An 18,303-nucleotide genomic window follows, 5' to 3' on the forward strand; every position below is an offset into this window, starting at 1 on the left:
GGGCTGTCACGCCGTCCGAAATCCGCTGAGCCTGCCCGGATCCGGGCAGTTCTGTTGGTCGTCCGGGGTCGCACTCCCTAATCTCCTGCTCATGACAAGCCCTGCCGTCGACCCGGCCCCCGAGACGCTCCCGGCCGCCCCCGATCTCCGTACCGCCCCCTCCTCCGCCGCCGCACCGGCCGCACCGGCCGCACCGGCCCGCCGGATCACCGGCGCCGTCTGGGCCGCGCTCGGCATCGTGTACGTCGTCTGGGGGTCCACGTACCTCGGCATCCGGATCGTCGTCGAGACCCTCCCGCCGTTCCTCTCCGGCGGCGCCCGCTTCGTCACCGCCGGCCTGCTCCTCGCCGCGATCGTCGCCTGGCGACAGGGCCCCGCGGCCCTCAAGGTCACCCGCCGGGAGCTCGGCTCCGCCGTCCTCGTCGGCCTGCTCCTCATCCTCGGCGGCAACGGCCTCGTCGTCCTCGCCGAGACCTCCATACCCTCCGGCCTCGCCGCGCTCCTCGTCGCCGCCGTCCCCGTCTGGGTCGTCCTGCTCCGCACGGTGCTCGGCGACCGCCCCGGACTCGGCGCCTTCGGCGGCGTCCTGCTCGGCTTCGCGGGCCTCGGCGTCCTGACCGTCCCGGGCCTCAGCGGAGAAGTGAAGATCGGCGGCGTCGTGCTCGTCCTCGTCGCGGCCCTGCTGTGGTCCGCGGGCTCGGTCTCCTCCGCCCGGCTGACCATGCCGGCCAACCCCTTCACGGCGAGCGCGTACGAGATGCTGGCCGGCGGCCTCGCCGCGCTCACCGTCGGCCTCGTGCGCGGCGAGCACCACGGCCTCGACCTGGGCGCCGTCTCCGGCCGCTCCTGGGCCGCCCTCGCGTACCTCGTCGTCTTCGGCTCGCTCGTCGCCTTCACCGCGTACGCCTGGCTGCTCCAGACCGCCCCGGTCTCCCTCGCCGCCACCTACGCGTACGTGAACCCGGTCGTCGCCGTCCTCCTCGGCGCCCTCGTCCTCGACGAGGCCCTGACCTGGCCGATCCTCCTCGGCGGCGCGATCGTCGTCGGCGGCGTCTGCCTCATCGTCTCGACCGAGCGGCGCCGGTGATCACGGGCCGCCCGTCCGTGACCGCCCCTCGGCCCTCCGCCCTCTTCGGCCGAAGCGGACAGAGTCCCCACCCCCACTACTCCATACCGGACAAGCCCGCGCCCGCCGCCCCGGCCCTAACGTGTCACCAGAGCAATCGCTCGCTCCCCGAAACGGAAAGGGCCGGGACGCAATGACGACCACCCACGCCTTCTGGCTCGCCGGCCGTGAGGCCACCGGCGACGCCACCTTCGACGTCACGAACTCGTACGACGGACGTCTGGTCGGCAAGGTCAGCGTGCCCACCGAGGCCCAGGTCGAAGAGGCCGTCGCCGCCGCGCACGCCGTCGTCGACGAGTTCGCCGCGACCCCGGCGCACGTCCGCGCCGCCGCCCTCGACCACGTGTCGAAGCGGCTCGCCGAGCGCACCGAGGAGATCGCCCTGCTGATCTCCGCCGAGAACGGCAAGCCCATCAAGTGGGCCCGCGGCGAGGTCGGCCGTGCCGTCTCCGTCTTCCGTTTCGCCGCCGAGGAGGCCCGCCGCTGGAACGCCGGCGAGGCCCAGCGCCTGGACACCGAGGCCGGCGGCGCGGGCCGCCTCGCCCTCACCCGCCGCATCCCCACCGGCGTCGTCCTCGGCATCGCGCCGTTCAACTTCCCGCTGAACCTCAGCGCCCACAAGGTCGCCCCGGCCATCGCCGTCGGCGCCCCGATCATCCTCAAGCCGGCCCCGTCGACCCCGATCTCCTCCCTGGTCCTGGGCGAGATCCTGGCCGAGACCGACCTGCCGGCCGGCTCCTGGTCGATCCTGACCGTGCCGAACGACCGCATGCCCGCCCTCGTCCAGGACGAGCGCCTCCCGGTCATCTCCTTCACAGGCTCCGACAAGGTCGGCTACGCCATCCAGCAGTCGGTGCCCCACAAGCACTGCACCCTGGAGCTCGGCGGCAACGCCGCGGCCGTCGTCCTGCCCGACTGGTCCTCCGAGGCCGACCTGGACTGGGCCGCGACCCGCATCGCGACCTTCTCCAACTACCAGGGCGGCCAGTCCTGCATCTCCGTGCAGCGCGTGATCGCCGACGCCTCGGTCTACGACCGCCTGGTGCCGAAGATCGTCGCCGCCGTCGAGACGCAGGTCACCGGTGACCCGGCGGACGACGCCACCGACGTCGGCCCGCTCGTCGACGAGGCCGCAGCCCAGCGCGTCGAGTCCTGGGTCGACGAGGCCGTCGCGGCCGGCGCGAAGCTCCTCACCGGCGGCAAGCGCGAGGGCGCCACCTACGCCCCGACCGTCCTCACCGACCTCCCGGCCGACGTCACCCTGGCCCGCGCCGAGGTTTTCGGCCCGGTCCTGACCATCGCCAAGGTCGACGGCGAGGCCGAGGCCTTCGCCGCGGTCAACGACTCGGACTTCGGCCTCCAGGCCGGCGTCTTCACCCACGACCTGCAGACCGCCTTCCGCGCCCACCGCGCGCTGGAGGTCGGCGGCGTGATCGTCGGCGACGTCCCCTCGTACCGCGCCGACCAGATGCCGTACGGCGGCGCCAAGCGCTCCGGCGTGGGCCGCGAGGGCGTCAAGTACGCGATGGACGACTACACCTACGAGCGTGTCCTCGTCCTGACGGGCCTCGCGCTGTAAGGCGCACGCCCCACCAAGACCAGGCGGTCCGAGCCCACTGTGCGGGGGCTCGGGCCGCCTTTTCTCATGCGGCGGGGCGTCCGGTTCTCATGCGACGGGGCATCCGGTTCTCATGCGACGGGGGCGTCCACGAGACGGACGACCTCGGCCGGCCCCGCGCGGAAGGCCTTGTTCGCGGCGTCGGCCGCGACCATGTGCGGGGCGGCGTCGTGCGCGGCGAGGGCCTCGGCCGAGGCCCAGCGCTCGATCAGCGCGAAACGGTCGGGGTCGTCGGCCACGCGGTGCAGGTCGTACTGCAGGCAGCCCTCCTCGGCCCGCACCAGGGGTGCGAGGGCCTCGAAGGCGGCGAGCTGTTCCGCGCCCCGGCCGGGCAGGGTGGCGACGAGGACGATGAGCTTGATCGGCTGAGACATGCCGCGGACCCTACGCCCGGGCCGCCCCGGGAGGGCGGGGCGTCTCACCTGGAGGACGTACCCGGAGGAATCCCCTCCTCTTTCCGGACCGGCCGGAATCGGGTACGACGGACAGGAAGCCCAAGGAGGTGTCCATGTCCGCACCCACCCAGCGGCCCAAGGTCACCGAGCGCGAGGCCCGGCAGGTCGCCGAGGCCGCGCGCGAGCGGGACTGGCACAGACCCAGCTTCGCCAAGGAGCTGTTCCTCGGCCGTTTCCGCCTCGACCTCGTCCATCCGCACCCGCTCCCCGCCGCCGAGGACGTCCGCCGCGGCGAGGCCTTCCTCGCCGTCCTGCGCGACTTCTGCGAGACCCGGATCGACGGCGCCCGCATCGAGCGCGAGGCCCGCATCCCCGACGAGACGATCACCGGACTCAAGGAGCTCGGCGCGCTCGGGATGAAGATCGACCCGGCGTACGGCGGGCTCGGCCTCACCCAGCTGTACTACAACCGGGCGCTCGCCCTCGTCGGCTCCGCGAGCCCCGCCGTCGGCGCCCTGCTCTCCGCGCATCAGTCGATCGGCGTACCGCAGCCGCTGAAGCTCTTTGGCACCCAGGAGCAGAAGGACGCCTTCCTGCCCCGGCTCGCCCGCACCGCCCTCTCGGCCTTCCTGCTCACCGAGCCCGACGTCGGCTCCGACCCGGCCCGGCTCGCCACCTCCGCCGTACCCGACGGCGCCGACTACGTCCTCGACGGGGTCAAGCTCTGGACCACCAACGGCGTCGTCGCCGACCTGCTCGTCGTCATGGCCCGCGTCCCCGCCTCCGAAGGTCACCCCGGAGGCATCACCGCCTTCGTGGTCGAGGCCGACGCGCCCGGCATCACCGTCGAGCACCGCAACGCCTTCATGGGCCTGCGCGGCCTGGAGAACGGCGTCACCCGCTTCCACCGCGTCCGGGTCCCGGCGGCGAACCGCATCGGCCCCGAGGGCGCCGGCCTCAAGATCGCCCTCACCACCCTCAACACCGGCCGGCTCTCCCTCCCCGCCGCCTGCGCGGGCGCCGCCAAGTGGTGCCTGAAGATCGCCCGGGAGTGGTCGGGGGAGCGCGAGCAGTGGGGCAGGCCCGTCGCCCGGCACGAGGCCGTCGGCACCAAGATCTCCTTCATCGCGGCCACCGCCTTCGCCCTGGAGGCCGTCGTCGACCTCGCGTCCCAGATGGCCGACGAGGACCGCAACGACATCCGCATCGAGGCCGCCCTCGCCAAGTTGTACGGCTCCGAGAAGGCCTGGCTGATCGCCGACGAGCTCGTCCAGATCCGGGGCGGACGCGGCTACGAGACCGCCGACTCGCTCGCCGCCCGCGGCGAACGGGCCGTCCCGGCCGAACAGGTCCTGCGCGACCTGCGGATCAACCGGATCTTCGAGGGCTCGACCGAGATCATGCACCTGCTGATCGCCCGCGAGGCCGTCGACGCCCACCTCTCCGTCGCCGGGGACCTCATCGACCCCGAGAAGTCCCTCGGCGACAAGGCGCGCGCGGGCGTCCGGGCCGGCGGCTTCTACGCCCGCTGGCTGCCGGGACTCGTCACCGGCGCCGGACAGCTCCCCGGGGCGTACGGGGAGTTCGGCGACCTCGCGGGACACCTCCGGTACGTCGAGCGGACCTCCCGCAAGCTGGCCCGCTCCACCTTCTACGGGATGTCCCGCTGGCAGGGCCGCATGGAGCTCAAACAGGCCTTCCTCGGGCGGATCGTCGACATCGGGGCGGAGCTGTTCGCGATGAGCGCGGCGTGCGTACGGGCCGAACTCCTCCGCAGCACGGGGGAGCACGGCACCGAGGCCCACCGGCTCGCGGACGCCTTCTGCCACCAGGCGCGGCTCCGGATCGAGGAGCTCTTCGGCCGGCTCTGGTCGAACACGGACGACCTGGACCGGCGGATCGTCGACGGCGTCCTCGCGGGCCGCTACACCTGGCTGGAGGCGGGCATCGTGGACCCCAGCGGCGAGGGCCCCTGGATCGCGGACGCGACCCCGGGCCCGACGACGGAGGAGAACGTCCACCGCCGGATCCCCTGACCACACGGGCGGCGACCAGGTCCTGGGCGCGCGGCCCGGCGCGCGGCTCGGCCGCTTGGAGCAGCCCCGCTGGTCGCGGCCCGGGGCCGCTCCTAGCGTGAGCGGGGCAGTTCCACGGGAACCGGGACACCAGGAGAGAGACCCACGATGGCGCACACCGACGCGATGGCCGAGACAGCCTCCGGGGAGAGCAGCGGCGTGTTCGGACAGGGGGTGACCGGCGTCGCGGGGTACGCCCGGCCGGCGCCTCGGGACGTACAGAAGGAGCTGGAGACACGCGCGGGCGTGCTCGGCGTCGGCGAGCCGTCCACCCACTCCCCCGGAGTGGCCGGATTCGGTGAGACCGGTGTGATCGGCCGCGGGTCCCAGTGCGGTGTGCGCGGCCGGGGCGAGACCGGCGTGCTGGGCGAGACCCTCTTCAACGAAGGCGTCCACGGGGTGTCGCGGGCCACCGGCGCGGGTGTCGTCGGGGAGAGCGAGGAGGGCCCCGGAGTCATCGCGGCGGGCAAGAGCGACGTCGGCCTCCGCGCCGAGTCCCACGCGGAGGTGGCGGGCCTCTTCACCTCCGTGCAGGGCGCCCAGATCGAACTCGCGCCGATTCCGGCCACCGCCCCGGACACCCCCGCGCGCCTGCCCGGGGCGGGACGGCTCGGCCAGCTCGCCGTCCTCAGCGACGACGCCGTGACCTGCCGCCTCTACCTGTGCGTGGAGGCCCAGGAGGGTGCCCCGGCCCGCTGGGCCGAGGTGCGGCTGGGCGACCCGGTCGAGGCACGTCCCTGATCCGGCCCGACCGACGAGGCACCCCATGGGCGTTCCGCCATGCGGAACGCCCGCCCACCAGGTCGGCGAGGCCCGACACAATGACCGCGTGACCGTCATCGACATCCCCGGCTCCAAGTCCGTCACCGCCCGCGCGCTCTTCCTCGCCGCCGCCGCGGAGGGCACCACCACCCTCCTGCGCCCGCTCGTCTCCGACGACACCGAGGGATTCGCCGAGGGCCTCAGCGCCCTCGGCTACGCCGTCCGCCGCGAGCCCGACGCCTGGCACATCGAGGGCCGTCCCGCCGGTCCCGGCGTGGAGACCGCCGACGTGTACTGCCGTGACGGCGCCACCACCGCCCGCTTCCTGCCGACCCTCGCCGCCGCCGGCCACGGCACGTACCGCTTCGACGCCTCCGCGCAGATGCGCCGCCGTCCCCTCGGCCCGCTCAGCACCGCCCTGCGCGACCTCGGCGTCGACCTCCGGCACGGCGAGCAGGAGGGGCACCACCCGCTCGACGTCCACGCCTCCGGCGTGAAGGGCGGCGCGCTGACCCTCGACGCCGGGCAGTCCTCCCAGTACCTGACGGCCCTGCTGATGCTGGGTCCGCTGACCGCCGAGGGCCTCGACATCATCGTCACGGACCTGGTCTCGGAGCCGTACGTCGAGATCACCCTCGCGATGATGCGGTCCTTCGGCGCCGAGGTCACGCGGGAGGGGCGCACCTACCGCGTCGCCCCGACGGGCTACCGGGCGCTCACCTACGGCATCGAGCCCGACGCCTCCACGTCCAGCTACTTCTTCGCGGCCGCGGCCCTCGAACCGGGCCGTTCCGTCACCGTCCCCGGCCTCGGGACCGGCGCGCTCCAGGGCGACCTGGCCTTCGTCGACGTGCTGCGCCGCATGGGCGCCGACGTCGAGACCACCGCCGCCGGGACGACCGTCCGCTCCACCGGCACCCTGCGCGGACTCACCGTCAACATGCGGGACATCTCGGACACCATGCCGACGCTCGCCGCGATCGCGCCGTTCGCCGACGGGCCCGTCCGCATCGAGGACGTCGCCAACACCCGGGTCAAGGAGTGCGACCGTCTCGACGCCTGCGCCGAGAACCTCCGCCGCCTCGGCATCACCGTCGAGACCGGCCCGGACTGGATCGAGATCCACCCCGGCACCCCGGCCGGACCCGTCGAGATCGCCACCCACGGCGACCACAGGATCGTCATGTCCTTCGCGGTCACCGCGCTGCGCACCCCGGGCATCACCTTCGACGACCCCGGCTGCGTGAAGAAGACGTTCCCCGACTTCCACCGCGTGTTCGACGCTTTCGCCCGCACCCCGTGAAGACCGCCCGGTCTTTGCGGCAAGAATGGGGGGCATGAGCGACCGCCCCTCTCCTCTCGCCGACCCGCACATCGCCTTCGATGTCTCCGAAGGACGCCGGGACATCGTCGTCCTCGGCTCGACCGGGTCCATCGGCACCCAGGCCATCGACCTGGTGCTGCGCAACCCCGACCGCTTCCGGGTCACCGCCCTGGCCGCCTCCGGCGGCCGGATCGGACTGCTCGCCGAGCAGGCGCACCGGCTGAAGGTCGCCGCGGTCGCCGTGGCCCGCGAGGAGGCGCTGCCCGAGCTGCGCGAGGCGCTGAAGGCGCTGTACGGCTCCGAGCCCCTGCCCGAGCTCCTGGCGGGGCCGGACGCCGCGACGCAGCTCGCGGCCTCCCCGTGCCACACCGTCCTCAACGGCATCACCGGCTCCATCGGCCTCGCGCCGACCCTCGCCGCCCTCGAAGCGGGCCGCACCCTCGCCCTCGCCAACAAGGAGTCGCTGATCGTCGGCGGCCCCCTGGTGAAGGCACTCGCGAAGCCGGGCCAGATCATCCCGGTCGACTCCGAGCACGCGGCCCTCTTCCAGGCGCTCGCCGCCGGCACCCGCGCCGACGTCCGCAAGCTGGTCGTGACGGCCTCCGGCGGCCCGTTCCGCGGCCGTACGCGCGAGCAGCTGGCGCACGTCACCCGTGAGGACGCGCTCGCCCACCCGACCTGGGCGATGGGCCCGGTGATCACGGTGAACAGCGCGACCCTGGTGAACAAGGGCCTGGAGGTCATCGAGGCCCACCTGCTCTACGACATCCCGTTCGACCGCATCGAGGTCGTCGTCCACCCGCAGTCGTACGTCCACTCGATGGTCGAGTTCACGGACGGCTCCACGCTCGCCCAGGCCACCCCGCCGGACATGCGCGGCCCGATCGCCATCGGCATCGGCTGGCCCGAGCGGGTCCCGGACGCCGCCCCCGCCTTCGACTGGACCAAGGCCTCCACCTGGGAGTTCTTCCCGCTCGACACCGAGGCCTTCCCGTCCGTGGGCCTGGCCCGGCACGTGGGCGAGCTGGGCGGCACCGCCCCGGCCGTCTTCAACGCCGCGAACGAGGAGTGCGTCGAGGCGTTTCTCGCAGGCCGGCTGCCGTTCAACGGAATCATGGATACGGTCACTGCGGTCGTCACGGAGCACGGCGTTCCCGCCGAGGGAACTTCCCTCACCGTTCCGGACGTCCTCGAAGCGGAGACCTGGGCGCGCGCCCGGGCCCGAGAGCTCGCAGCGAAGGCAACAGCGGAGGCCCGCGCATGACCGAATTGCTCCTGTACGCCCTGGGCATCGTGCTGTTCGCCCTCGGCCTCCTCGTCTCCATCGCGTGGCACGAGCTCGGACACCTCTCCACGGCCAAGCTCTTCGGCATCCGCGTGCCGCAGTACATGGTCGGCTTCGGCCCCACCATCTGGTCGAAGAAGCGCGGCGACACCGAGTACGGCCTCAAGGCGATCCCGGCCGGCGGCTACATCCGCATGATCGGCATGTTCCCGCCGGGCGAGGACGGCAAGATCGAGGCCCGCTCCACCTCGCCCTGGCGCTCGATGATCGAGGACGCCCGCGAGGCCTCGTACGAGGAGCTCCAGCCGGGCGACGAGACGCGGCTGTTCTACACGCGCAAGCCGTGGAAGCGCGTGATCGTGATGTTCGCCGGACCGTTCATGAACCTGGTCCTGGCGGCGGCGCTGTTCTTCGGCTCGATGATGACGATCGGCACCGAGGGGCAGACGACGTCGGTCGCGGGCGTCCAGAAGTGCGTCATCGAGCAGAGCGAGAAGCGCGAGAAGTGCAAGGCGGGCGACCCCGTCTCCCCGGCGTTCAAGGCGGGCCTGAAGGAGGGCGACAAGATCGTCGCCTTCAACGGGGCCCCGGTGAGCGACTGGGACACCCTCTCGGACCGCATCCGCGCCACCATCGGCCCGGCGACGGTCACCGTCGAGCGGGCCGGACAGCGCGTCGACCTGCACCCCACCCTCGTCTCGAACGAGGTGCCGCTGAAGGACGCGGACGGCAAGCTCGTCCAGCCGGTGCGGTACATCAAGGCCGGCTACCTCGGCTTCGCCTCCAAGACCGAGGTCGCGCCGCTCACCTTCGGCGAGACCACCGAGCGGATGACCGACCTCCTGGAGAACGGCGTCCACTCGGTCATCGCCCTCCCGGGCAAGATCCCCGGCCTGTGGGACGCCACCTTCGGTGACGGCGAGCGCGCCGACGACTCGCCCGTCGGCGTCGTCGGCGCCGCCCGCATCACCGGCGAGCTGATGACCGTCGAGGCCCCGCCCACGACGATCCTCGTGTGGTTCATGAACCTGCTGGTCATGTTCAACGTCTCGCTGTTCCTGTTCAACATGCTCCCGCTGCTGCCGCTCGACGGCGGCCACATCGCGGGCGCCCTGTGGGAGTCCGTCCGCCGCCACACGGCCCGGATCTTCAGGCGCCCCGACCCCGGCCCGTTCGACGTGGCCAAGCTGATGCCCGCCGCCTACGTGGTGGCCGGTGTCTTCGTCTGTTTCACGCTGCTCGTCCTCGCCGCCGACATCGTCAACCCGGTGAAGATCACGTAGCTCCCAGGGGGGCCGCACCCGGTGGTGTCCGGCCCCCCGCCCCCGGGGCGGTAACCTCGGAGACCTGAGCCCGCCGACGCACAACCTTGAGGTTGCACTTCAGATGACCGCGATTTCTCTCGGTATCCCGACCGTTCCGACCCGGCTCGCCGAGCGGCGCAAGAGCCGCCAGATCCAGGTCGGCAGCGTGGCCGTCGGCGGTGACGCGCCCGTCTCCGTCCAGTCGATGACGACGACCCGCACCTCCGACATCGGCGCCACGCTCCAGCAGATCGCCGAGCTCACCGCCTCCGGCTGCCAGATCGTGCGCGTGGCCTGCCCGACCCAGGACGACGCCGACGCGCTCGCCACGATCGCCCGGAAGTCCTCGATCCCGGTCATCGCCGACATCCACTTCCAGCCGAAGTACGTGTTCGCCGCGATCGACGCCGGCTGCGCCGCCGTCCGCGTCAACCCGGGCAACATCAAGCAGTTCGACGACAAGGTCAAGGAGATCGCCAAGGCGGCCTCCGACGCCCGCACGCCGATCCGGATCGGCGTCAACGCCGGCTCGCTCGACGCCCGCCTCCTGAAGAAGTACGGCCGGGCCACCCCCGAGGCGCTCGTCGAGTCCGCCCTCTGGGAGGCCTCCCTCTTCGAGGAGCACGGCTTCCGCGACATCAAGATCTCGGTCAAGCACAACGACCCGGTCATCATGGTCGAGGCCTACCGCCAGCTCGCCGCCCAGTGCGACTACCCGCTGCACCTCGGCGTCACCGAGGCGGGCCCGGCCTTCCAGGGCACCATCAAGTCGGCCGTCGCCTTCGGCGCCCTGCTCTCCCAGGGCATCGGCGACACCATCCGCGTCTCGCTCTCCGCGCCGCCGGTCGAGGAGATCAAGGTCGGCATGCAGATCCTGGAGTCGCTGAACCTGCGCCAGCGCCGCCTGGAGATCGTCTCCTGCCCGTCCTGCGGCCGCGCCCAGGTCGATGTCTACAAGCTCGCCGAGGAGGTCACCGCCGGCCTCGACGGCATGACCGTCCCGCTGCGCGTCGCCGTCATGGGCTGCGTCGTCAACGGCCCCGGCGAGGCCCGCGAGGCCGACCTCGGCGTCGCCTCCGGCAACGGCAAGGGCCAGATCTTCGTCAAGGGCGAGGTCATCAAGACCGTCCCCGAGTCGAAGATCGTCGAGACCCTCATCGAGGAGGCGCTCAAGATCGCCGAGCAGATGGAGAAGGACGGCGTCGCCAGCGGCGAGCCGACGGTCGCCATCGGCGCCTGACCCAGCGGCGAGCCGACGGTCGCCATCGGCGCCTGACCGCCCGGCATCCCCGTGCGAGAAGCCTCTCCGCCCCACCGGGCGGAGGGGCTTCTCGCCTGTGACGGGCCCCGCCACAGGGCACGGGGGTACAGTGCGGAGACCAGCAGATCCGTCCCGTGAGGCCCCCTCGTGCTGACAGAGACCACCACTCGGGTCCTCGAACCCGCCGACCTCGGCGCCGCGCTCGCCGTCCTGGAGAGCGCCCCCGTCGAGAACGCCTTCGTGACCGCCCGCGTCCAGGTCGCCGGACTCGATCCCTGGCGCCTCGGCGGCGAGATGTGGGGCTGGTACACCGAGGGCAGACTCCGCTCGCTCTGCTACTCCGGCGCCAACCTCGTCCCCCTCTGCGCCACCCCCGAAGCCGTCCGCGCCTTCGCCGACCGGGCCCGCAGGATCGGCCGCCGCTGCTCCTCGATCGTCGGCCCCGTCGAGGCCACCAGTGAGCTGTGGCGGCTCCTGGAGCCCAGCTGGGGCCCCGCGAGGGACGTCCGCGCCCGCCAGCCCCTGATGGTCGCCGAGGAGCCCTCCGTCACCGTCGCGCCCGACCCGCTGGTGCGCCGCGTCCGCAAGGACGAGATGGAGGCGATCATGCCCGCCTGCGTGGCCATGTTCACCGAGGAGGTCGGCGTCTCCCCGCTCGCCAACGACGGCGGGCTGCTCTACCAGGCCCGCGTCGCCGAGCTCGTCGGCGCCGGCCGCTCCTTCGCCCGCATCGAGGACGGCAAGGTCGTCTTCAAGGCCGAGATCGGCGCCGCCACCCGCCTGGCCTGCCAGATCCAGGGCGTCTGGGTCGCCCCCGAACACCGCGGCAAGGGCCTCTCCGAGACCGGCATGGCCGCCGTCCTCCAGTACGCCCTGGCCGACGTCGCGCCCGTCGTCAGCCTGTACGTCAACGACTTCAACGCCCCGGCGCGGGCCGCGTACCGCCGCGTCGGCTTCCGCGAGACCGGCGCCTTCATGAGCGTGCTGTTCTGAACGTGACGTCCACGGCGGGCGGGGCTTGTAGGGTGCGCCGCATGGATGACGCAGAGGTCGTGATCGGTCCGGTCAATCTGGCCGCCCGGGTGGACGAGGCCCTCGCCGTGCAGGCGGTCGCCTTCGGCCTGGACGCGGGCGAGGTCGCCGTGCGCCGACACATCGTGCTGCGCCACCTCCTCAGCCCCGGCGCCCGTAGCTACGGGGCCACCACCCCCGACGGGCGGCTCGTCGGCTTCGTGTACGGGATGCCCAACGACCGCACCCACTGGTGGTCCACCGTCGTCGAGACGTACCTGCGCGCCACCGGCACCGCAGACTGGCTCGACGACTCCTTCGTCATCACCGAACTCCACGTCCACCCCGACTTCCAGGGCCGCGGCGTGGGCCGCGGGCTGATCACCACCATCACCGACGGCGCCGCCGAGCCGCGCTCGATCCTCTCCGCGATCGACACCGACAGCCCGGCCCGCGGCCTCTACCGGGCCCTCGGCTACCAGGACCTCGCCCGCCAGGTGCACTTCCCGAGCGCCCCTCGCCCGTACGCGGTCATGGGCGCCCCCCTGCCGCTCAAGCGCCGGAACTGATTTCTCCTGTCAGGGGCGGCCCGGATAACCTCGGGGCCATCACCTCCCCCAAGCTCTCGGCTGCGTTCGAGCAGGGGGGACCCCCAGTTCCGGCAGGAGTACGAGAACCATGGCCAACGCACCGGTCCAGCGCATGTCCCAGTTGATGGCGAAGACGCTGCGCGACGACCCGGCGGACGCCGAGGTCCTCAGCCACAAGCTCCTCGTCCGCGCCGGCTACGTCCGGCGCACCGCCGCCGGCATCTGGAGCTGGCTGCCGCTGGGCAAGAAGGTCCTCTCCAACGTCGAGCGGATCGTCCGCGAGGAGATGGACGCCATCGGCGCCCAGGAGGTCACCCTCCCCGCGCTGCTGCCCCGCGAGCCGTACGAGGCGACCGGCCGCTGGGACGAGTACGGTGCCGAGCTCTTCCGCCTCCAGGACCGCAAGGGCGGCGACTACCTCCTCGGCCCGACCCACGAGGAGATCTTCACGCTCCTGGTGAAGGACCAGTGCTCGTCCTACAAGGACCTGCCGGTGATCCTCTACCAGATCCAGAACAAGTTCCGCGACGAGGCCCGCCCCCGCGCCGGCATCCTGCGCGGCCGCGAGTTCCTCATGAAGGACTCGTACTCCTTCGACACGGAGGACGAGGGCCTCGCCCACTCGTACGCCCTGCACCGCGCCGCCTACCAGCGCGTCTTCGAGCGCCTCGGCCTCGACTACCGCATCTGCGCCGCCACCGCGGGCGCGATGGGCGGCTCGAAGTCCGAGGAGTTCCTCGCCCCGGCCGAGGCCGGCGAGGACACCTTCGCCGACTGCCCGAACTGCGACTTCGCCGCGAACACCGAGGCGATCACCTACGAGCTCAAGCCGGTCGACGGCTCCGCCGTCGCCGCCGCCGAGGAGATCCCCACCCCCGACACCCCGACGATCGAGACCCTTGCGGCCTCCCTCGGCGTGCCGGCCTCCGCGACCCTCAAGAACCTCCTGGTGAAGGTCGACGGCGAGATCGTCGCGGTCGGCGTCCCCGGCGACCGCGAGGTCGACCTGGACAAGGTCGAGGCGCACTTCGCCCCGGCCACGGTCGAGATGGTCACGGAGACGGACTTCGTGGCCCGCCCCGACCTGGTCCGCGGCTACGTCGGCCCGCAGGGCCTCGACAAGGTCACGTACCTCGCCGACCCGCGCGTGGCCCCCGGCACCTCCTGGATCACGGGCGCCAACAAGGACGGCATGCACGCGAAGAACGTCGTCGCGGGCCGTGACTTCGAGGTCGACGCGTACGTCGACGTCGTCGTCGTCCAGGAGGGCGACCCGTGCCCCAAGTGCGGCACCGGCCTCAAGCTGGACCGCGCCATCGAGATCGGCCACATCTTCCAGCTGGGCCGCAAGTACGCCGACGCCCTCAAGCTCGACGTCCTCGGCCAGAACGGCAAGCCGGTCCGCGTCACCATGGGCTCGTACGGCATCGGCGTCTCCCGCGCGGTCGCGGCGCTCGCCGAGCAGACCGCCGACGAGAAGGGCCTGTGCTGGCCCGCCGAGGTCGCCCCGGCCGACGTCCACGTCGTCGCCGCCGGCAAGGCGCTCCAGATCGAGCTGGCCCTGGAGGTCTCGGAGAAGCTCTCCGCGGCCGGCCTCCGCGTCCTGGTCGACGACCGCGCGGGCGTCTCCCCGGGCGTGAAGTTCACCGACGCCGAGCTCATGGGCGTCCCGAAGATCCTCGTCGCGGGCCGCCGCTCGGGCGAGGGCGTGGTCGAGCTGAAGGACCGCCGGACGGGCGAGCGCGAGGAGCTCACCGTCGACGAGGCGCTCGCCCGCCTGACGGCGTAGCGCGAAGGGAGGGCGGGACCCACGGGGTCCCGCCCTCTTCCGTGCGCGTGGGGGTCAGCGGTCGCTCTCGCGGGGAGACGGTTCGACCGAGGTGCCCGTCAGGTCGTCGACGGACTCCTCCGCCGCCGCCCGGCCCTTCAGGTACGCCTCGCTCAGCGGCGCCGTGATCCGCCCCGCCTCCGCCGCGGCCGCCGGAGTCGCCTGCTCCGCCTCCGCCGGGGCCGCCGGCGTCGCCCGTTCCAGGAAGCGCAGCAGTTCCACCGGGATCGGCAGGACCAGCGTCGAGTTCTTCTCCGCCGACACCGCCATCACCGTCTGCAGCAGCCGGAGTTGCAGCGCCGCCGGCTCCGCCGACATCACGCCCGCCGCCTCCGCGAGCTTCTTCGAGGCCTGGAGCTCCGCGTCCGCGTTGATGACCCGCGCCCGCCGCTCCCGGTCCGCCTCCGCCTGCCGGGCCATCGAGCGCTTCATCGTCTCCGGCAGTGACACGTCCTTGATCTCGACCCGGTCGATCGCGACGCCCCAGCCCATCGCCGGGCTGTCGAGCATCAGCTCGAGACCCTGGTTGAGCTTCTCGCGGTTCGACAGCAGGTCGTCGAGATCGCTCTTGCCGATGATCGACCGCAGCGAGGTCTGCGCCATCTGCGAGACCGCGAACTTGTAGTCCTCGACCCGCACCACCGCGTCCGCCGCGTCGACGACCTTGAAGTACACGACCGCGTCCACCCGCACCGTCACGTTGTCCCGGGTGATGCCCTCCTGCGCGGGCACCGGCATCGTGACGATCTGCATGTTCACCTTGTGCAGGCGGTCGACGAGCGGAACGATCATCGTGAAACCGGGAGACCGGACGTCGCTGCGCAGCCTGCCGAAGCGGAAGACGACACCGCGCTCGTACTGCTTGACCACCCGCGCCGCGGCGGCCGCGTACACGGCGATCGCCGCGGCCGCGCCGGCCGCCGCCACCAGTACCTCTTCGATCATCACGGCCCCCTGGAATCGAGCCGAACGTTACAAAGAGGGTATTCCCCTACAGCCAGCTCGCGAACTCCAGGAGCAGCTCGGCATCCTGCCGCCGCCCCGCCGTCAGCGCCCGCGTCGCCGACTCCACCGCGCGGAACAGGGTCCAGCCCCGCAGCCGCTCCCGGTCCAGGTCCAGGGAGTCCGCCAGCTTGTTGACCCGCCGCCGGGCCGCCGAGGCCCCCGAGGACGCGGCCACCAGGTCCTCGACCCGGTCCCGTACGAGCCGGGCGAGGTCGTAGGCCCGCTCGCCGACCAGCGGCTCGGGACCGACGGCCAGCCAGGGCGTCCGGTCGCCGGCGAGCACCTTGCCCTGCCGGAAGTTCCCGTGCAGCAGCACCGTCTCCGAGTCGGCCGCCACCAGCTCCTCGCGGGCCGCGAGCGCCGCGGCCACCGGCGCGCCGGCCGCCGCGTCGGCCCGGTGGCGATCCATGGCCGCGGCCTGCTCGGCCGTCCGGTCCGCCACCGTCTCGAAGCCGTGCTCCGCCGGGGGCTCGACCCACAGTTTCCGTACGGTGCCCGCGGCCTCCAGGAGCGCCTTGGCCTCCGGCAGGGACCGCAGGGAGACCTCGGGGTGCAGCCGTTCGAGGACGAGCGCGCCCTCACCCGCCCCGTCGAGGAGCTGGACCGCGCCCCAGCCGTTCCAGTGCGCCAGCGCGTCCCGTTCGAGGTCAGGCCGGGTGAACGGGGGTGCGATCTTGAGCGCGGCGGGGGAGCCGTCGGAGCGCCGGACGAGCACGACCAGACTGCTCCGGCCGCCGGGGGCCATCACCCGTTCGGCGTCGAGGGAGGCGTGGGCGAGCGCCTGCTCGGCGAGCCCGGGCAGCTTCCCGAGCCACTCGGCCGCCACGGCCTCCCCGTACGCCGCACCGAGCGTCCTGGCCAGTCGCTGCGGCGGTTCGAAACCCATGCGTACGTTGTTCCTTCGGTCGGGTCGGCACTCGGTCGGGGCGGGACTACACCCGCTCGGCGAGCCCAGGAAAGGTTACGTCGCTGCCGCGCCAGCGGACCGCGCGTACCGCCGCCTCCCGGAGCGCGGCGGCCGCCTCGCCCCGCGCACGGCCCTCGGCGGCCCGGACGAGATCGGAGTACACCCCGGCCACCCGGTCCTCCAGGACCGCCGCGAGCCGTACGGCCCCGGCCGGGTCCTCGACCCGGAACGGCAGCTCGTACGCGGCCTCCGCCGCCACCGGCGCCCCGCCGAGGTCCCGCACGGTCCGGCGCAGCGCGTCCCGCCGCGCCCGGTGCGCCTCGTACGCGGCCGTGGCCTCGGCCCGCCGTTCGGTGCCGATCCGGCCGCCGACGACCCCGTACCCGTACACCGCGGCATGCTCGGCGGCCAGCGCGGCCTGGGTCGCGACGAGGGCGCTCATGCGCGGGCTCCTTCAGTCAGCAGGTAGGCGTGGGCGGCGCCGGAGGCCGCCACGGAGGCGAGCAGCCGGGCGTACTCGGGCGGGGCCGTGAGCAGGGCGGCCGTGTGGCCGTCGGAGGACGCGCGTTCGGCGGCGGCGAGCTCCCTGAGCGCGGCCCGGGGGTCGGCCGCCACCCGTACGGGCGCGGGGGAGCCCGCGGACTTCCGCGCGGCGGGGGCGGACGCCTTGGGGGTCGCGGAGGCGGTGGCTGATCCGGAGGCGGACCCGGAGGCCCGGGCCGGGCCGGACGTGGTGGCGCCGGCGGAGCGAGGGACCGGGTCGGAGCCGGCGGCCGTCGCGGGGCCGGGAGCCGTGGCCGGGCCGGAGGCCGCCGGGGTGGCCCCCGGCGTCGGTCCCACCGTCGTGCCGCCCTCGCCGAGGGCCTTCACGTGCGCGGCCACCGCGCCCCGCAGCGGGGTCAGGCGGGGCGCCAGGGCGGGATGCGCGGCGAGCGTGGCGTCGTAACGTTCCAGCAGACCGCGCGCGGCGGTCACGGCCCGCAGCCGCAGGGCCGCCTCGGCGCGCGCCGCCCGCTCGGCCGCGAGCTCGGCGGCGCTCGGCCGGCGGGCCTGCCCGCCGGAGGGTGAGGTGCAGCCCGCGAGGGCGGTCGCGCCCGCCGCCGCACCCGCCACGAGGAGTGCGCGTCTGCCCGTCGTCCCCACGCCTGCTCTCCCCGTCTGTCGTCCGTCGTCGAAGATCGTCGAGATCACCGCAGGCGAGCGTACCCGCGGCCCCCGGGGCGGTGGACGGCAACACCCTCCCGGACCGGATACCCTTTGGTCTGACACGCGACGAAACCCACAACAGCACACGCGGCCGAGGAGTCACCCGGATGAGCACCACCCAGAGCGACAGGCTGCGCGGACTCGTGGAGCCGCTCGTCGCCGCGAAGGACCTGGATCTGGAAGAGATCGAGGTGTCCCGGGCCGGCCGCCGCGGGCTGCTGCGGATCGTCGTCGACTCGGACGAGGGCGTGGAGCTCGACGTCTGCGCCGAGCTGAGCCGCGCGATCTCCGAGAAGCTCGACGAGACCGACGCGATGGGCGAGGGCGAGTACGTCCTCGAAGTCAGCTCCCCGGGCGCCGACCGCCCCCTCACCGAGCACCGCCACTACGTGCGCGCCACCGGCCGTCTGGTGAAGCTCCAGCTCGCTGAGGGCGGGGACCTGGTCACGCGCATCCTCGCCGTGGACGAGGAGGGCCTCGACACCGAGGTGCCGGGCGTGAAGGGGCGCAAGCCCACCGCCCGCAGGGTCGCGTTCGCCGACATCACGAAGGCGCGTGTCGAGATCGAGTTCAGCCGCAAGGACAAGAAGGAAGAGGAGGCGTAGC

17 protein-coding genes are annotated in these 18,303 nt (G+C 73.1%); 12 read left to right on the forward strand and 5 right to left on the reverse strand.

Features of this window, described 5'->3' with window-relative positions; genetic code table 11:
- Positions 1 to 91 precede the first annotated feature (91 nt).
- Entirely contained in the window at positions 92 to 1,087 is a 996-nt protein-coding gene (locus ACN9MM_RS28210; RefSeq protein WP_426366481.1) for an EamA family transporter, read from the forward strand.
- 172 nt (positions 1,088 to 1,259) lie between these two features.
- Complete coding sequence (locus ACN9MM_RS28215) at positions 1,260 to 2,705, forward strand: aldehyde dehydrogenase family protein (RefSeq protein WP_426366482.1); 1,446 nt, start codon at positions 1,260 to 1,262, stop codon at positions 2,703 to 2,705.
- Between the two features lie 110 nt (positions 2,706 to 2,815).
- Here ACN9MM_RS28215 and ACN9MM_RS28220 read toward each other — a convergent pair whose 3' ends face one another.
- Positions 2,816 to 3,118 carry a putative quinol monooxygenase gene (locus ACN9MM_RS28220; RefSeq protein WP_426366483.1) on the reverse strand — a complete coding sequence of 101 codons (303 nt, stop codon included), beginning with the start codon at positions 3,116 to 3,118 and terminating at the stop codon, positions 2,816 to 2,818.
- 134 nt (positions 3,119 to 3,252) lie between these two features.
- Between ACN9MM_RS28220 and ACN9MM_RS28225 the strand changes: the two genes are divergently transcribed.
- From ACN9MM_RS28225 to ACN9MM_RS28265, 9 genes are all read left to right on the forward strand, one after another.
- Positions 3,253 to 5,175, forward strand: coding sequence for an acyl-CoA dehydrogenase family protein (locus tag ACN9MM_RS28225; RefSeq protein ID WP_426366484.1), 1,923 nt, complete (start codon positions 3,253 to 3,255; stop codon positions 5,173 to 5,175).
- A 147-nt stretch (positions 5,176 to 5,322) separates the two neighbouring features.
- Complete coding sequence (locus ACN9MM_RS28230; protein WP_426366485.1) at positions 5,323 to 5,955, forward strand: PE-PGRS family protein; 633 nt, start codon at positions 5,323 to 5,325, stop codon at positions 5,953 to 5,955.
- Between the two features lie 88 nt (positions 5,956 to 6,043).
- On the forward strand, positions 6,044 to 7,279 hold the full coding sequence (aroA, locus tag ACN9MM_RS28235) for a 3-phosphoshikimate 1-carboxyvinyltransferase (protein ID WP_426366486.1): 1,236 nt from the start codon (positions 6,044 to 6,046) through the stop codon (positions 7,277 to 7,279).
- A 34-nt stretch (positions 7,280 to 7,313) separates the two neighbouring features.
- Positions 7,314 to 8,564 carry a 1-deoxy-D-xylulose-5-phosphate reductoisomerase gene (gene dxr / locus ACN9MM_RS28240; RefSeq protein WP_426366487.1) on the forward strand — a complete coding sequence of 417 codons (1,251 nt, stop codon included), beginning with the start codon at positions 7,314 to 7,316 and terminating at the stop codon, positions 8,562 to 8,564.
- Positions 8,561 to 9,868, forward strand: a complete 1,308-nt coding sequence (locus ACN9MM_RS28245; protein ID WP_426366488.1) for a M50 family metallopeptidase — start codon at positions 8,561 to 8,563, stop codon at positions 9,866 to 9,868. The genes dxr and ACN9MM_RS28245 overlap by 4 nt, the downstream gene beginning before the upstream one ends.
- A 103-nt stretch (positions 9,869 to 9,971) precedes the next feature.
- On the forward strand, positions 9,972 to 11,129 hold the full coding sequence (ispG, locus tag ACN9MM_RS28250; protein WP_426366489.1) for a flavodoxin-dependent (E)-4-hydroxy-3-methylbut-2-enyl-diphosphate synthase: 1,158 nt from the start codon (positions 9,972 to 9,974) through the stop codon (positions 11,127 to 11,129).
- 168 nt (positions 11,130 to 11,297) lie between these two features.
- Entirely contained in the window at positions 11,298 to 12,143 is an 846-nt protein-coding gene (locus tag ACN9MM_RS28255; protein ID WP_426366490.1) for a GNAT family N-acetyltransferase, read from the forward strand.
- Between the two features lie 41 nt (positions 12,144 to 12,184).
- Positions 12,185 to 12,730: a GNAT family N-acetyltransferase gene (locus ACN9MM_RS28260; RefSeq protein ID WP_426366491.1), complete on the forward strand. Its 546-nt coding sequence runs from the start codon at positions 12,185 to 12,187 to the stop codon at positions 12,728 to 12,730.
- 109 nt (positions 12,731 to 12,839) lie between these two features.
- The gene (locus tag ACN9MM_RS28265) at positions 12,840 to 14,540 is read left to right on the forward strand and encodes a proline--tRNA ligase (protein ID WP_426366492.1); all 1,701 of its coding nucleotides are present in this window, start codon (positions 12,840 to 12,842) and stop codon (positions 14,538 to 14,540) included.
- Between the two features lie 54 nt (positions 14,541 to 14,594).
- Here ACN9MM_RS28265 and ACN9MM_RS28270 read toward each other — a convergent pair whose 3' ends face one another.
- From ACN9MM_RS28270 to ACN9MM_RS28285, 4 genes are read right to left on the reverse strand one after another with little or no spacing between them, the layout of a single operon-like run.
- A complete protein-coding gene (locus ACN9MM_RS28270; protein ID WP_426366494.1) occupies positions 14,595 to 15,524 on the reverse strand; it encodes a slipin family protein in 930 nt (309 codons plus the stop codon).
- A 46-nt stretch (positions 15,525 to 15,570) separates the two neighbouring features.
- Positions 15,571 to 16,470, reverse strand: coding sequence for an aminoglycoside phosphotransferase family protein (locus tag ACN9MM_RS28275; protein ID WP_426366495.1), 900 nt, complete (start codon positions 16,468 to 16,470; stop codon positions 15,571 to 15,573).
- A gap of 46 nt (positions 16,471 to 16,516) precedes the next feature.
- Positions 16,517 to 16,933 (reverse strand): ferritin-like domain-containing protein, encoded by a 417-nt coding sequence (locus ACN9MM_RS28280; RefSeq protein ID WP_426366497.1) that lies wholly within the window; start codon positions 16,931 to 16,933, stop codon positions 16,517 to 16,519.
- Positions 16,930 to 17,679, reverse strand: coding sequence for a hypothetical protein (locus ACN9MM_RS28285; protein ID WP_426368847.1), 750 nt, complete (start codon positions 17,677 to 17,679; stop codon positions 16,930 to 16,932). Before ACN9MM_RS28285 ends, ACN9MM_RS28280 begins: the two co-directional genes overlap by 4 nt.
- Positions 17,680 to 17,804: 125 nt before the next feature.
- Between ACN9MM_RS28285 and rimP the strand changes: the two genes are divergently transcribed.
- Positions 17,805 to 18,302: a ribosome maturation factor RimP gene (gene rimP, locus ACN9MM_RS28290; protein ID WP_383665481.1), complete on the forward strand. Its 498-nt coding sequence runs from the start codon at positions 17,805 to 17,807 to the stop codon at positions 18,300 to 18,302.
- The last annotated feature ends 1 nt before the right edge of the window (position 18,303 follow it).

This window comes from Streptomyces sp. E-08 (assembly GCF_049913095.1).
GTDB lineage: Bacteria > Actinomycetota > Actinomycetes > Streptomycetales > Streptomycetaceae > Streptomyces.

Bases quoted from the DNA above. Each gene is read 5' to 3' on its own strand.
- ACN9MM_RS28230 (WP_426366485.1), top strand. From the start codon at position 5,323: ATGGCGCACACCGACGCGATGGCCGAGACAGCCTCCGGGGAGAGCAGC.
- ACN9MM_RS28270 (WP_426366494.1), bottom strand. From the start codon at position 15,524: ATGATCGAAGAGGTACTGGTGGCGGCGGCCGGCGCGGCCGCGGCGATC.
- ACN9MM_RS28280 (WP_426366497.1), bottom strand. From the start codon at position 16,933: ATGAGCGCCCTCGTCGCGACCCAGGCCGCGCTGGCCGCCGAGCATGCC.
- dxr (WP_426366487.1), top strand. From the start codon at position 7,314: ATGAGCGACCGCCCCTCTCCTCTCGCCGACCCGCACATCGCCTTCGAT.
- ACN9MM_RS28260 (WP_426366491.1), top strand. From the start codon at position 12,185: ATGGATGACGCAGAGGTCGTGATCGGTCCGGTCAATCTGGCCGCCCGG.
- ACN9MM_RS28245 (WP_426366488.1), top strand. From the start codon at position 8,561: ATGACCGAATTGCTCCTGTACGCCCTGGGCATCGTGCTGTTCGCCCTC.
- ACN9MM_RS28265 (WP_426366492.1), top strand. From the start codon at position 12,840: ATGGCCAACGCACCGGTCCAGCGCATGTCCCAGTTGATGGCGAAGACG.
- ACN9MM_RS28215 (WP_426366482.1), top strand. From the start codon at position 1,260: ATGACGACCACCCACGCCTTCTGGCTCGCCGGCCGTGAGGCCACCGGC.
- ispG (WP_426366489.1), top strand. From the start codon at position 9,972: ATGACCGCGATTTCTCTCGGTATCCCGACCGTTCCGACCCGGCTCGCC.
- ACN9MM_RS28275 (WP_426366495.1), bottom strand. From the start codon at position 16,470: ATGGGTTTCGAACCGCCGCAGCGACTGGCCAGGACGCTCGGTGCGGCG.
- ACN9MM_RS28225 (WP_426366484.1), top strand. From the start codon at position 3,253: ATGTCCGCACCCACCCAGCGGCCCAAGGTCACCGAGCGCGAGGCCCGG.
- ACN9MM_RS28220 (WP_426366483.1), bottom strand. From the start codon at position 3,118: ATGTCTCAGCCGATCAAGCTCATCGTCCTCGTCGCCACCCTGCCCGGC.
- ACN9MM_RS28210 (WP_426366481.1), top strand. From the start codon at position 92: ATGACAAGCCCTGCCGTCGACCCGGCCCCCGAGACGCTCCCGGCCGCC.
- rimP (WP_383665481.1), top strand. From the start codon at position 17,805: ATGAGCACCACCCAGAGCGACAGGCTGCGCGGACTCGTGGAGCCGCTC.